Below are 13318 nucleotides of genomic sequence, written 5' to 3'. Positions count from 1 at the left end.
CGCGTGGCGCGCCGGCCCAGGCTTGGTTCAGCGCGTCAGCCGGATGTCGAGCCCCTTGTAGAGCGCGACACCATAGAGGCCGTGCGCGCGCGCCCCTTCCACGCGCTGCGCGGAGGCGAGCCACAGGCTCTCGCGCGCCAGCGGCAGCCAGACATTGGCTTCCGCGATCTGACGCTGCGCTTGCGCGATCGCCGCGAGGCGGTCGGATTCGGCTACCGCCGTACGCGCCTGACGCAGCAGCTCGTCCGTGCGCGGGTCCGACCAGTTCATGCGGTTCGGCGTCGGCCGGTTGGCGCTGTCGAAATAGAGCGAGAAGCCGTCCGTCGCGCTGACATAGGGGTAGGACATCACGAAGGCGTCGAATTCCTGCGTCGCCAGCCGGCCCCAGCCCACCGTCGCGTCCCAGAGCTGCACGCGCATCTCGATGCCGACGCGGCGGAGATCCGCCTGGATCGCCTCCAGGTAGCGCCGCGCCTCGGCGGTCTGCAGGCCATAGACCAGGAAGGAGGCGCGCTCGCCGTTCTTCGCGCGCACGCCGTCCGCGCCAAGCGTCCAGCCGGCGGCGTCCAGCACGCGCCGCGCCTCGTCCGGGTTGTACTGCGGCACCAGGCGCGCGGCCTCGGCGTCGAAGCCGGTGACGTTGGGGTTGAGATAGGCGTCGGCCGGCGCGGCATTGCCGAACCAGGTGGCGCGGACGATAGCCTCGCGGTTGACCGCGAGGTTGATCGCGCGGCGCATCTGCGGATCGTTCATCACGGGCTTGTCCACCTTGAAGCCCATGAAGTGGTCCCAGAAGTAGTTGGGCTGTTGCGACATGCGCACGGTCGGCACGTTGCGCAGCTGCTGCACCGCGATGTGCGGGATGTATTGCGTCACGTCGGCCTGGCCGGTCTGGATCGCGGCGAGGCGCGTGTTCGCCTCCGGGATCACGCGCCAGATCACGCGCTCCACCTGCGGGCGCGGATTCTGGTAGATCGGCGGGCCCCAGCTGTAGGTGGGGTGGCGCGTCAGCACCAGCTCCTGCCGCGGCGTCCAGCTGGTCCAGCAATAGGGGCCGGTGCCGTTGAAGCCCTGCACGCCGAAGTTCTGCCCCAGCCGCTCCACCGTGTTCTTGTCGATCACGGAGGCGAAGAACAGCGTGAGCTGGTACAGCAGCTCGCCATAGGGCTCGGTCAGCTCGTACTCCACCGTGTGCGGGTCGCGGGCGCGGATCTCCTTCACCGGGCCGGCGCGCCAGCGCACCGGGCTGCGCGTCTCCGGCGCGATCCAGCGGTTGATCGAATAGACCACGTCATCCGCCGTCATCGGGCGGCCGTCGCAGAAGGTGACGTCGCGGCGGAGATGGAAGGTGTAGGTCTTGCCGTCCGGGCTGACCTCCCACCGCTCCGCCAGGCCCGGCTTCACCGTGCGCATGTCCCAGTCGAGCGAGACCAGCGTGTCGCTCATCATGTAGATGATCTCGCCCGCGCCGCGCGCGGTGGAACGGTGCGGGTCGTAGCGGTCCGCGTCGATCTCGCGCATCACCACCAGCGTGTTGCGCGGCGCCGGCTGCGCCAGCGCATCGGCAAGCGGCATCGCCGCCGCCGCGGCGAGCAGGGCGCCGCCCAGGATCTTCCTCATTGCTCTCCAGTCTCCCTCATTGTGTTGCTACACGCGAAGCCGCGGGTCGAGCGCATCGCGCAGCGCATCGCCCAGGACATTGAAGGCCAGCACCACCGCGAAGATGAGCAGCGACGGCACCACCGCGATATGTGGCGCGAAGAACAGGAAGTTGCGCCCCTCGCTCGCCATCGCGCCGAGTTCCGCCGTGGGCGGCTGCGCGCCGAGGCCGAGGAAGGACAGCGCCGAGCCCAGCAGGATCACCTGCCCGAAGCGCAGCGTGGCGAAGACGAAGATCGGCGAGAGGCAGTTCGGAGCGAGGTGCCGGCGGATCAGCCGCGCATCGGACATGCCCTGCGCGCGCGCCGCCTCGATGTAGTCCTGCTGCATCACCACCAGCGCCGCGCCGCGCACGATGCGCGCCATCAGCGGCACCGTCGCGATGGACAGCGCCAGAACCACCGAGAACAGCCCCGGTCCGAAGATCGCCGCGATCGCCAGCCCGAACAGGATCGCCGGGAAGGAGAGCAGCACATCCATCAGCCGCATGATGAAGCCGTCCAGCCGCTTGTAGAAGGCGGCGGCGAAGCCGAGCAGCGCGCCCGCCGTGCCGCCCGCCGCCACCGCCGCGAAGCCCATCAGCAGCGTCACGCGCAGGCCGAACAGCAGCCGCGTGATCATGTCCCGCCCCTGCGTGTCGGCGCCGAGCGGCAGGCCCTCGCTGCCGGGCGGCTGCATGGCGCGCGCGAGGTCGTTGTCATAGGGATCGGTCGGCGCCAGCCAGGGCGCGAAGACCGCTGCCAGCACGACCGCCAGCGCGAAGCCCGCCGCGACCGCTGCTGCCGGATCGCGCAGGATCAGTGCGAGCACGCCCGGCCGCTTCGGCACCGCGATGTCGGTCGCCGTCGCGCTCATCCGTGGCGGATCCGCGGATCGAGCGCGGCATAGAGCAGGTCCACGCAGAGATTGATCACGATGAAGCCCATGGACAGCACGATGATCGTGCCCTGCGCCATCGGAAAGTCGGAGGAGAGGATCGCGCCCACCGCCAATCGCCCCACGCCAGGCCAGGAGAACACCGTCTCCGTCACCACCGCGCCGCCGAGCAGGAAGCCGATCTGCAGGCCGATCAGCGTGACCACCGGGATCAGCGCGTTGCGCAGCCCGTGCCGCGTCACCACCCGCCGCTCCGTCAGGCCCTTGGCGCGCGCGGTGCGCACATGGTCCGCACCCAGCACGTCGAGCACCGCGGTGCGCGTCATGCGCGCGACGGGCCCGACGAAGACGCCACCGAGCGTCAGCGCGGGCAGGATGATCCCCTGCACGCCTTCCCAGGTCCAGAGCGGACCCGTGCGCCCGGTGAAGGGCAGCAACTGCCACTTGAAGCCGACATACCAGATCAGCACGAGGCCCAGGAAGAACACCGGAATGGAGCCGCCCGCGACGGTGAAGGCCGTGATCGCGCGATCGAGCAGCGATCCGCGCCAATAGGCCGCGACGGTGCCGAGCGCGATGCCGAGCGGGATGGCCCAGATGAGGCTCGCCACCATCAGCTCCAGCGTCGGGCCGATGGTGGCACCCAGCTCCTGCGTGACGGGGACGTTGTTGATGATGGAGACGCCGAGATCGCCCTGCAGCAGCCGCCAGAGATAGAGGCCGAACTGCTCGTAGAGCGGCCGGTCCAGGCCGAGATCCTGCCGGATCGCCGCGATCACGTCGGGCGTCGCGGTCGGGCCCGCGCGGACGATCGCGGGATCGGTCGGCACCACCTGCATCAGCAGGAAGCCGACCAGCAGCACGCCGAACATCACCGGCACCGCCATCGCCAGGCGCTGGACGGCGTGGCGCAGCATCAGGCGAGTGCCCCGTGGCGATCGAAGATCGGCTCGCCGCCCCGCAGCGTCAGGTCGCAGGCCGTATCGCGCAGGATTTCCTCGGGCGTCGCGGCAAAGATGTCGCGCGACAGCACGGCGATATCGGCCTGCATGCCCGGCTCCAGCGTGCCGCGGCGATCCTCGGCGAATTGCGTGTAGGCGCCGCACCAGGTCTGGCAGTGGATCGCCTGCTCGACCGTGAGCGCCTCCTCCGCGCCCATCACCGTGCCGCGGTTGGTCTTGCGCGTCAGCATGGTGAAGAGGTTGACGAAGGGATCCACGGTCGACACCGGGCAGTCGGAGCTTGCCGCCGGATGATGCCCCTCCTCGAACCAGGCGCGCATCGGATAGGCATGGTCGCTGCGGTCGTGGCCGAGATTGCGGATGTAGAGGTCGCCGAACTCGTACAGGAACACCGGCTGCGGCACCGGCAGGATTCCCCGAGTTTTCATCCGCCGTCTCTGGTCGCGGGTGACGAAGCCACAATGCTCGATGCGATGGCGACGGCCGGCGAAGGGATGCGCTGCGCTGTCCGCCGCCTCCATCCCCAGCAGCACCTGCTCGATCGCGGCGTCGCCGATGGCGTGGATGTCGAGCTGCCAGCCCTGCTCGTGATAGAGCTTCAGCAACCCGTGGATCTTCTCGTCGGGGAAGGTGAAGACGCCGGTGCCCCCGCCGGCGCTGGCCAGATAGGGCTCGAAGAAGGCCGCCGTCAGCCCGCCCGCGCTGCCATCGGCGAAGACCTTCACCGCGCCCCAGCGCAGCATGTCGTCGCCATCCATGGGGCGCATGCCCTGCTCCCAGGCAAGCTGCGCGATGCCCTCGGGATTGCCGGCCAGCACCTGCCACATGCGCTGGCGCAGGCGGCCAGAGCGCTGCGCTTCCCGATAGGCCTCGATCTCGGCCATGTCGGCGATCATGCCGACATTCATGTCGGTGGCGCTGGCGAAGCCGAGGCTGGCGAGATGGTTGCCGGCGCGCTCGATCGCATCCACCAGCAGGCCGACCGCGGGCGCCGGGATCACGTCGCGCACCAGGCGCATCGCGCGTTCCTGGAACAGGCCGGTCAGCGCGCCGCCCTTGCGCTCGATCACGCCGCCCTCGGGATCGGGCGTGTTGTGGCCGACGCCGGCGCGCTGCATCGCCGCGCTGTTCGCGACGCCCATATGCCCGCAGGTGCGCACGATGAACACGGGATTGTCAGGCGCCACCGCATCCAGCTCCGCCGCCGTCGGATGCCGGCCGACATCCAGCTCGCCATGGTCATAGCCGCGGCCCAGGATCCAGGCGCCCTTCGGCGCCGCCGCCGCCGCCGCGCGGATGCGCCGCAGCGCCTCGTCCAGGCTGCGCACCTCCTCGGCGCGCAGGTTCACCTGGCCGAGCGCCAGGCCATAGGGCAGCAGGTGCATATGCGCTTCGTTGAAGGCCGGGATCACCGCCCTGCCCTCCAGCGGGACCACGCGCGCACCGGGCGCCGCGGCCGCCGTCATCTCCTCGGCGCTGCCGACGGCCAGCACGCGGCCGCCGCGCACCGCCAGGGCTTCCGCGAAGCCGCCGGCCAGGCCGCGGAACACGCGACCGCCCGTCAAGATCACGTCCTGCGTCATGCGTCCCGGGCTTCCGCCTTTATGGATTCAAGCTCGCCAGGCCAGAACTGTCCCGCCCGAGCCCGGCAGCGTCAACCCGGCAGCTGGCCGGCGTCGCGCTTCTTCGACAGCGCCTGCCGCACGCCTGGGCAGAGGCTGCCCGCGCCGGCGGCGCCTCACAGCGGGTCGCGCAGCAGCGGGCAGGTGGAGCAGTGGATCCCGCCGCCGCCGAGACCCACCTTGTCATAGGGCACCAGCCGCACGCTGACGCCGGCGCGGTCCAGCGCCTCCTGCGTGCGGGGCGACACCTTGTCGCTCATCAGCACGCGGCCGGGCGCGACGGCGAGGCAGTTGATCGCCCAGGACGGGTCCTCGTGGTTCACCGGGATCATGCGGATGCCTTCGCGCTTCAGCTCTTCCATGAAGACGAAGGGCAGCGTCGAGGGATTCACGATGGCCGTGTCGTGGTGGATCATCACGAAGGCGCCGTCGATGTGCAGGCGGTAGCCCGGGATCTGCACGCGGATCAGCCGCGCGCCCTGCACGCGCAGCACCTCCTCCACCTGCCGCGCCCCTTCCTCGTTGACGCGAGAGGAGATGCCAACGGCTGCGAGGTCAGGACGGATCCAGCAAAAACTGCCGCCCTCCATCAGCCCGGTGCCGTGGATGGTGCGCAGGATCGGCATGCCGATGGCAGCCAGCGTCTCCGTCACCGGCGCTTCCTCGCCGCGGCGGATCTTCGGCCCCATGCGCGTCACGATCGCGCCGCCCTTCACCGCGAAGGAACTGTCGCGCGTGTAGATGGATTTGTGCCGCCCAGGGGCACAGCGCTTCAGGTAGACGACCTCCACGCCTTCCTCGCGCAGCGCATTCGCCAGCGCATCGTGCTGCGCCTGCTGCTCGGCCAGGGTCGGGCGAACCTCGCCGCGCCAATAGGCGCCGCTCTCCGGGTCGCCATAGGCGCCGAGCTCCGGAATCAGCGGCAGCCGCTCGACGACCTGCATCTCCTCGCCCGGGCGGTGCATCAGCACCGCGCGCAGCCGGCCAATGTCGGAATCGCAGCCCCAGGCCCGGCCCCAGACCCGCGCCGTCTCCGCGGCGTCCTCGAAAGGCGGCTCGGGCAACGAGGCGAAGCGCTCGATCAGCATGTTGTAGCGGTGGTCGAACTCGCTCATCGCGCGGGACATGGCCGATCCTCCTCAACTGCGTCACGGACGAAACGGACGACACCTTCGCGGCCAGGCCGCGACATAACGCCGCAATCGGCGGCGGCTAGGAAGGCGTGGACGGAGATGCCCCGATGACCGCCCTGATACGCCCCGCCCGACCCGACGACCTCGAGCCCCTGCTGGCGATGCAGCAGCGCAGCATGCGCCTGCTCGGCGCCGCCTTCTACTGCCGCGAGGTGCTGGAGGCCGCGCTGGCCGAGATGGGAACGATGGATCCGCGCCTGATCGGCGACGGCACCTACCTGGTGGCGGAGCTCGACGGGCGGATCGCCGGCAGCGCCGGCTGGACGCTGCGCAAGCCCAACTACGCCAGGCTGATGCGGGAGCCGCTGCTGCCCCTGCCCGGACGCTGCGGCACGGTGCGCAGCGTCTATGTGGCGCCGGAGGTGACGCGCCGCGGCATCGCGCGCCGGCTGATGGCGGCGGTGGAACAGCGCCTGGCCGCGCAAGGCGCGGAGGTGGCGGAGCTGATGGCCACGCTCTCCGGCGTGCCGCTCTACGATGCGCTGGGCTATTGCGCCGTGTCCGATCACGTGCTGGCCCTCGGCGGGCGCATGGCCTTCCCGGTGGTGCGCATGGTGCGCCCCATGCCGGCGCACCGCGCGGTCATGGCGCATCGCGCCGGCGCCGCAGCGCCATGTCCAGCAGCAGCAGCAGCACCGTGAAGACGATCAGCAGCACCGCGACGGCCGCCATGGCAGGGTCGAGGTTCTCGTTGATGCCGTCCCAGATGCGGCGCGGCAGGGTGAAGACGTCGCGGCTGGCGATGAACAGCACGATCACCAGCTCGTCCCAGGAATGGATGAAGGCGAAGATCGCACCGGAGGCGATGCCGGGCGCGATGCGCGGCAGGATCACCCAGCGCAGCGTCTGCCACAGGCTCGCGCCCATCCCGCGCGCCGCCTGCTCCAGCCGCGGATCGAAGGCGGCCAGCGCGGTGGAGACGGTGATGATCACATAGGGGATGCCGGTGACGCCATGCGCGATCACCACGCCGAGGAAGCGGTCCAGCAGCCCGAGCCCGGCGAAGTAGCGATAGAGCCCGATCGCGTAGACGATCGAGGGAATGATGATCGGCAGCAGCATCAGCGCGCGGACCAGGTCCGTCGCGCGCCGCGAGATCCGCCAGCAGCCGATCGCGCAGAGCGTGCCGGCGACGATCGCCAGGATGGTGGACCCCACCGCGATCCAGAAGCTCTGCGCGATCGAGCCCAGCCATTCCGGCGAGGTCAGCACCGTCGCGTAATGCCGCAGCGAAAGCCCTTCCTGCGGCAGGGAGAGGAAGCGCTGGTCGGTCAGGGAGACCGGCAGGATGATGCCGATCGGTAGCACCAGGTAGAGCGCGACCAGCCAGGCGAAGCCCTTCGCCGCGCCGCCCGGGCGATGCGCGCCGTCCGTCACGCGCCGCTCCCGAACAGCCGACGCAGGTCCACCGCGCGGGAGAAGATGGCGAGCGTCGTCAGGATCGCCACCACCAGCACCGTCGCCATCATGGTGCCGAGGCCCCAGCGGATCAGGTCCAGGATCTGGAGCCCGATCCACTCCGCGACCATCAGCGTCTTGCCGCCGCCGAGGATCGCCGGCGTGATGTAGAAGCCGAGCGAGAAGATGAAGACCAGCACGCCCGCCGCGATCAGCCCCGGCGCCGACAAGGGCAGGAAGACGCGGGCGAAGACGGTGAAGCGCGATGCGCCGAGGCCCCGCGCGGCGGCCAGCAGCCGCGGGTCGATCTCCCGCATGCTGGCCAGCATCGGCAACACGGCATAGGGCACCATGTAGTGGACCATGCCGACCACGATGCCGAACTCGTTCCAGACGAGCTGCAGCGGCTCCGCGATCACGCCGGTCTCGAGCAGCGCCTGGTTCACCAGCCCCTGCCGGCGCAGCAGCGTCACCCAGGCGAAGGCGCGCACCAGCACGCTGATCCAGAGCGGCACCAGCACGGCCAGGATCCACCAGCGCCGCACGCGTTCCTCGGCCAGCGCGATGCGATAGGCCAGCCCATAGCCCAGCAGCAGCGCCAGCGCGGTGGTGATCAGGCAGATGCGCAGCGTCGTGACGATCACGCGCTGCACGCTCTCGCTGGTGAAGAGGCGCTCGTAGTTCTGCAGCCCGGGCTGCGGCTCGGTGAAGGAGATCGCCAGCACCTGCAGGATGGGCGCGACGTAGAAGGCGGTCATCAGCAGGAAGGCGGGCAGGATCAGCAGCCACCAGCCGGTCTGCCGCTGCGCCGCCGCGGCCATCAGTCCGCGTCCTCGGCGACCGGCACGCTGGCCGTGGCGCTCCAGCCCAGCCGCACCGGCATGCCTTCCGCCGGCGCGAAGGGCGCGCCCCAGCTCGGCAGGCTGACCCGCAGCGGCCCGAGATCCTCGGTCGCGACATTGATCGCGAAGCCGGCGCCGAGATAGGACCAGCTCACGATCCGCCCCAGCACGGCGTTGTCCGCCTCATCCTCCGCACCGATCAGCGCGATCTTCTCCGGCCGGAGGGAGAGCAGCGCCGGCGTGCCGGGCGGCGGCCGCGGCGCGTCGGCCGCGAGCGACTGCACGAGACGCGTCCCGCCCGCCATCAGCGCGAAGCCGCCCGGATGGGCTTCCCGGACCACGCCGTGCAGGAAGTTCGATTTTCCCAGGAAGTCCGCCACGAAGCGCGTGCGCGGTCCTTCATACAGCGCGGCCGGCGCGCCTTCCTGCACCAGCCTGCCGTGGTTCAGGATGGCGACGCGGTCGGAGAGGGACAGCGCCTCCTCCTGGTCGTGGGTGACATTGACGAAGGTGCGCCCGACGCGGCGATGCAGCGCCTTCAGCTCCTCCTGCAGCTCTGCGCGCAGCTTCTTGTCCAGCGCCGAGAGCGGCTCGTCCAGCAGCAGCAAAGCGGGGTCGAAGACCAGGGCGCGCGCCAACGCCACGCGCTGCTGCTGCCCGCCGGAAAGCTGCCGCGGCAGCCGGTCCGCGAAGCGGTCGAGCTGCACCAGGTCCAGCGCGGCGCGTACCTTCTCCTGCCGCTCGGCCGCGCCCATCCGGCGCACGCGCAGCGGGAAGGCCACGTTCTCCGCCACGCTCATATGCGGGAACAGCGCATAGCCCTGGAACACCATGCCGAAGTCGCGCTTCTCCGGCGGCAGGGCGGTGATGTCGCGGCCATCGAGCAGCACGGCGCCGGCGGTCGGCGCGACGAAGCCGGCGATGCACATCAGGATCGTCGTCTTGCCGCTGCCGGACGGGCCGAGCAGCGTCAGGAACTGCCCGCGCTCGATCCGCAGCGAGACATCGTCCACCGCGGTGAAGCTGCCGTAGCGCTTGCTCAGGCCCTGCAGCGCCAGGGCGTGTCCGGTGCCCGACATCAGTCGCGATAGCCGGGCTGATCGCGGTCCAGCTTGCGCCGCAGCGCCTGCCAGGGCAGCCAGCCCTTGCCGGGGCCGGTGCTGAACTGCGCGCGCGTGCGCTCGACCACCTCGGCCGGCGGCAGCGCCAGCTTCGCGCCCGAGGATTGCGCCGCAAGCTGGATGCGGCAGGCCTGCTCAAGGTAGTACATCCAGTAGAAGGCCTCGGCCACCGTGCGGCCGACCGTCAGCAGGCCGTGGTGGCGCAGGATCAGGCAAGGCTTGTCGCCCAGGTCGCGCACGATGCGCTCGCGCTCCGACAGGTTGTCGTCCGCGGCGATGCCCTCATAGCCGTGATAGGCGACGCGGCCGTCGAACTCCATCATCATCTGGTTGAGCGGCAGCAGCGCGCCCTGCTGCGCGGCGATGGTCATGCCGGCGAGGGTGTGGGTGTGCATGACGCATTGCGCATCCGCGCGGCCCATATGCACGGCCGAGTGGATCACGAAGCCTGCGGGGTTCACCGGCCAGGCGGTGTCCTGCTTCGGCGCGCCCTCGGCGTCCACGACGACCAGGCTGCTCGCGGTGATCTCCTCGAAGAGCAGGCCGTAGGGGTTCACCAGGAAACGGTGCCCCTCGCCCGGGATGCGCGCCGAGAGATGCGTGAAGACAAGGTCCGTCATGCCGAACAGCGCGATCAGGCGATAGGCCGCGGCCAGGTCCTCGCGCAGTTCCCGCTCGGTCGGGACGTGGTTCGGGTCGGGGCGGGCGGGCGGCGGGGGAAGCGGCATCAATAGCCCCGTTCGTGGTCGTAGAGGTTCGGCAGCGCCTCGCCGCGCTCATGCAGCGCGATCAGCTTCGCGACATGCGCCGCGCGCTCGCTGCGCGGCGGCAGGCTGGCGAGGTGCGGCGTGACGAGAAGCTTCGGATGCGTCCAGGCCGGATGCTCGGCCGGCAGCGGTTCCTGCTCGAACACGTCGAGCACCGCGCCCGACAATTGTCCCGAATCGAGCGCGGCCAGGATGTCCTCGATCTTCTGCTGGCTGCCGCGGCCGACATTCACGAGGCCCGCGCCGAGCGGCAGCCCCGCGAACAGCGGCGCCGAGAGGATGCCGCGCGTCTCGGGCGTCGCAGGCAGCAGGCAGACGAGGATGTCGCTCATCGCAAGGAAGGCGTCGAACTCGTCACCGTCGCCGACGAAGCTCTCGACCCCCGATAGCGACTTTCGGGTGCGCGACCACCCGATCACTTCGAAGCCGATGCCGCGCAGCATCCCCGCCGCCGCCCTGCCCATATGGCCGAGGCCCATGATGCCGACCGTCGTCTCCGGCGCGGTGCGCTCGGGCTCGAAATAGTCCCAGCGCCGCGCCGACTGCGCGATGCCGATGCGGCGCGCATCCTTCATCAGCGACAGCACCGCCCAGGTGACGAACTCGCCCATGCGTTGCGCGGCGCCCGGCGTCGCCATGCGCACCAGCGGCACGCCCTTCGGCAGATGCGGATCGGCGGTGATGAAATCCACGCCCGCGCCGCTGCCGAAGATCACCTGCAACATCGGCAGCTTCGCAAGACGCCCTGGCTCGGGATCCCAGACCAGGGCGTAGCGCACGGCGGTGGGGTCCACGGTGGGATCGTCCCACCAGCGCACCTCCACCGTCGCGCCGGCGGCGGCGAAGGAGCGCTGCCATTCCGGCATCGCGGCCTCGCCGCCGGACTTCACGAGCAGGATCGGCTTGGTCACATCGGCCCCGGCTTGCTGTTCCGATCGCGCATCTCCGGCCGGTGGTAGCCTCAGCCGGTCACCATGTCGATGTAGTCGGCATTGGCCTGCGCGTAGTTCTGGCCCCACCAACGCCCGTCCTGCGCCACCTGCACGCGCGCATTCTCGGGATCGGTCGGGTTGTACTGGCGGAACTCGGCCGGCACCATCGCCGCGGCGCGCGGATTGGTCGGCCCGTTGCCGAGGAACTGCAGCAGCCCCACCTGCGCTTCGGGATTCGACAGCATCGAGGCCAGCAGGCGCTGCGCCAGTTCGCCACCCGGATTGCCCTTCGGCATCACGAAGATGCCCGGCTGCAGGATGCCCTGGTTCCAGACGCGCTTGAAGCGCCCGTTGCTCTCCTGCTCAAGCACCTTGGCGCGGGTGTGCCAGATCTGGCCCATCACCGCCTCGCCGGTGCGCATGAACTGCTCGGATTCCGAACCGCTGGTCCAGAACACCGTGTTGCGCCGGATCTCGCGCACCTTGGCGATGCTGGCGCGGATGTCGAGCGGATAGAGGTTCCGCGGATCCTTCCCCAGCGCCATCTGCGCCGCATCCAGCGCGCCGGCGGCGTCGCGGCGCAGCAGGCGCGTGCCGGGGAAGCGCCGCAGGTCCCAGAAATCCGCCCAGCTCTGCGGCCCGCCATTCGGGAATTTCTGGCTGTCATAGACCAGCACGTTGCTGAAGGAATACGGCGCCGCGCCGTGTTCCAGCGCGAAGGTCGGGCCGATCACGTCGTCGCGCTTGACGATGTCGTAGTTGATCGGCGTCAGCAGGTTCATCCCACCCAGCAGATAGGAACTGGTGGCCGAGCTGTCGCAGAGATCCCAGGTGACGCGCCCGCTCTCCACCATGGAGCGGATGCGTCCGGCAGAGGGCCCGGTGCTGTCCTGCACCACCTTCACCCCAGGATTGGCCGCGGAGAAGGGATCGCCATAGAAGCGACCGAAGGCCTGGTTGGCGATGCCGCCCCAGTTCACCATCACCAGAGACCGCTCCTGCGCGCCGGCCTCGCGCGCGGCGAGCCCGCTGCCGACGCCGAGCGCGGCGAGCGCCGCCATCAGGCCGCGCCGGCTCACCTCGCCGCGCTGGAACTTGCGGACCGCAAGCTCGATGCAATCCTGCCGAAAGCTCTGCATGCTCCGTCTCCTTTTCCGGCTTGCGTGACCATCCCGACGGGTCCCCTTGATCGCGACGGCTGTCGGCGGGAACCTTCCGGCGCACAGTGAAACCCGAGATGCGCGCGCCGGCAATGACCCATCCGCAACCACCCTTCGCAGAAGGCTTCCGCGTCTTTCCCTGGTGGTGGGAGGCCGCGGAACCGTCGCAACGCGACGCCGCGCTGCCCGAGCATGCGCAGGTCGCGATCATCGGCGGCGGCTATGCGGGGCTTTCCGCCGCGCTGACGCTCTGCCGCCTCGGCCATCGCCCCGTCGTGCTGGATGCGGAGCGCATCGGCTGGGGCGCGTCGTCACGCAACGGCGGCATGGTCTCGGGCGGGCTGAAGGTGGCGAGCGGCGACCTCGAAAAGGCCTATGGCAAGCAGGAGGCGCAGCGCATCGCGCTGGCCTGCGCCGCCAGCTTCCCCTTCATCGAAGAGACGATCGCGCGCGAAGGGATCGACTGCGACTATGTCCGCTGCGGCCGCTATGTCGGCGCCTGGACGCCCGCGCATTACGACGCGATGGCGAGGAAGGTGGACTGGATCGCCGAGGTCACGGGCCTGCCCGCGGAGATGATCCCGAAGGCGCGCCAGCGCGACTACCTCGGCAGCGACCATTATCACGGCGGCATGGCCGCGGCGGCGACCGGCAGCCTGCATCCCGGCAAGTATGCGCGCGGCCTGGCCGCCGCGGCCGCGCGCGCCGGCGCCGCGCGGGGGGGTGGCGTGCGCGTGCCGCGCATCGCGCAGGGAGGCGGCGGCGTCCCCAACGCGGCCGGCCACC

At 70.3% G+C, this 13318-nt stretch carries 13 protein-coding genes; 2 read left to right on the top strand and 11 right to left on the bottom strand.

The genetic code is table 11. The annotated features are described in order from the left end of the window. Positions 1–27 precede the first annotated feature (27 nt). The 5 genes from AC1MIR_RS20735 to AC1MIR_RS20715 all read right to left on the bottom strand — a co-directional run bounded on the left by AC1MIR_RS20735 (position 28) and on the right by AC1MIR_RS20715 (position 6246). Complete coding sequence (locus AC1MIR_RS20735; protein ID WP_480030075.1) at positions 28–1620, bottom strand: ABC transporter substrate-binding protein; 1593 nt, start codon at positions 1618–1620, stop codon at positions 28–30. Positions 1621–1647: 27 nt separating this feature from the next. After that, positions 1648–2514, bottom strand: a complete 867-nt coding sequence (locus AC1MIR_RS20730) for an ABC transporter permease (protein WP_480030074.1) — start codon at positions 2512–2514, stop codon at positions 1648–1650. Beyond that, entirely contained in the window at positions 2511–3452 is a 942-nt protein-coding gene (locus AC1MIR_RS20725; protein WP_480030073.1) for an ABC transporter permease, read from the bottom strand. The genes AC1MIR_RS20730 and AC1MIR_RS20725 overlap by 4 nt, the downstream gene beginning before the upstream one ends. Then, entirely contained in the window at positions 3452–5068 is a 1617-nt protein-coding gene (locus AC1MIR_RS20720; RefSeq protein ID WP_480030230.1) for an amidohydrolase, read from the bottom strand. The genes AC1MIR_RS20725 and AC1MIR_RS20720 overlap by 1 nt, the downstream gene beginning before the upstream one ends. Before the next feature lie 167 nt (positions 5069–5235). Next, positions 5236–6246, bottom strand: coding sequence for a dimethylarginine dimethylaminohydrolase family protein (locus tag AC1MIR_RS20715; protein WP_480030072.1), 1011 nt, complete (start codon positions 6244–6246; stop codon positions 5236–5238). Between the two features lie 113 nt (positions 6247–6359). Between AC1MIR_RS20715 and AC1MIR_RS20710 the strand changes: the two genes are divergently transcribed. Next, complete coding sequence (locus AC1MIR_RS20710) at positions 6360–6953, top strand: GNAT family N-acetyltransferase (protein WP_480030071.1); 594 nt, start codon at positions 6360–6362, stop codon at positions 6951–6953. On the opposite strand, the gene AC1MIR_RS20705 is transcribed toward AC1MIR_RS20710, so the two are convergent. Genes AC1MIR_RS20705 through AC1MIR_RS20680 form a run of 6 tightly spaced genes read right to left on the bottom strand, consistent with a single transcriptional unit; the run spans position 6895 to position 12511 of the window. Continuing rightward, positions 6895–7689: an ABC transporter permease gene (locus tag AC1MIR_RS20705; RefSeq protein ID WP_480030070.1), complete on the bottom strand. Its 795-nt coding sequence runs from the start codon at positions 7687–7689 to the stop codon at positions 6895–6897. The genes AC1MIR_RS20710 and AC1MIR_RS20705 overlap by 59 nt on opposite strands. Further along, positions 7686–8531 carry an ABC transporter permease gene (locus tag AC1MIR_RS20700; protein ID WP_480030069.1) on the bottom strand — a complete coding sequence of 282 codons (846 nt, stop codon included), beginning with the start codon at positions 8529–8531 and terminating at the stop codon, positions 7686–7688. The genes AC1MIR_RS20705 and AC1MIR_RS20700 overlap by 4 nt, the downstream gene beginning before the upstream one ends. Next, positions 8531–9631 (bottom strand): ABC transporter ATP-binding protein, encoded by a 1101-nt coding sequence (locus tag AC1MIR_RS20695; RefSeq protein ID WP_480030068.1) that lies wholly within the window; start codon positions 9629–9631, stop codon positions 8531–8533. The genes AC1MIR_RS20700 and AC1MIR_RS20695 overlap by 1 nt, the downstream gene beginning before the upstream one ends. Beyond that, positions 9631–10401 carry a class II aldolase/adducin family protein gene (locus AC1MIR_RS20690; RefSeq protein WP_480030067.1) on the bottom strand — a complete coding sequence of 257 codons (771 nt, stop codon included), beginning with the start codon at positions 10399–10401 and terminating at the stop codon, positions 9631–9633. Before AC1MIR_RS20690 ends, AC1MIR_RS20695 begins: the two co-directional genes overlap by 1 nt. Continuing rightward, the gene (locus tag AC1MIR_RS20685; RefSeq protein WP_480030066.1) at positions 10401–11351 is read right to left on the bottom strand and encodes a 2-hydroxyacid dehydrogenase; all 951 of its coding nucleotides are present in this window, start codon (positions 11349–11351) and stop codon (positions 10401–10403) included. Before AC1MIR_RS20685 ends, AC1MIR_RS20690 begins: the two co-directional genes overlap by 1 nt. Positions 11352–11401: 50 nt before the next feature. Next, positions 11402–12511 carry an ABC transporter substrate-binding protein gene (locus AC1MIR_RS20680; protein WP_480030065.1) on the bottom strand — a complete coding sequence of 370 codons (1110 nt, stop codon included), beginning with the start codon at positions 12509–12511 and terminating at the stop codon, positions 11402–11404. 98 nt (positions 12512–12609) lie between these two features. Here AC1MIR_RS20680 and AC1MIR_RS20675 point away from each other — a divergent pair. Next, a partial coding sequence (locus tag AC1MIR_RS20675; protein WP_480030064.1) for an NAD(P)/FAD-dependent oxidoreductase occupies positions 12610–13318 on the top strand: 709 nt, incomplete at its 3' end.

It is taken from the genome of Falsiroseomonas sp. RANM36, from assembly GCF_056682175.1.
The sequence above is the reverse complement of the archived record's forward strand: the minus strand, read 5'-3'. Positions and strand labels throughout refer to the sequence as shown.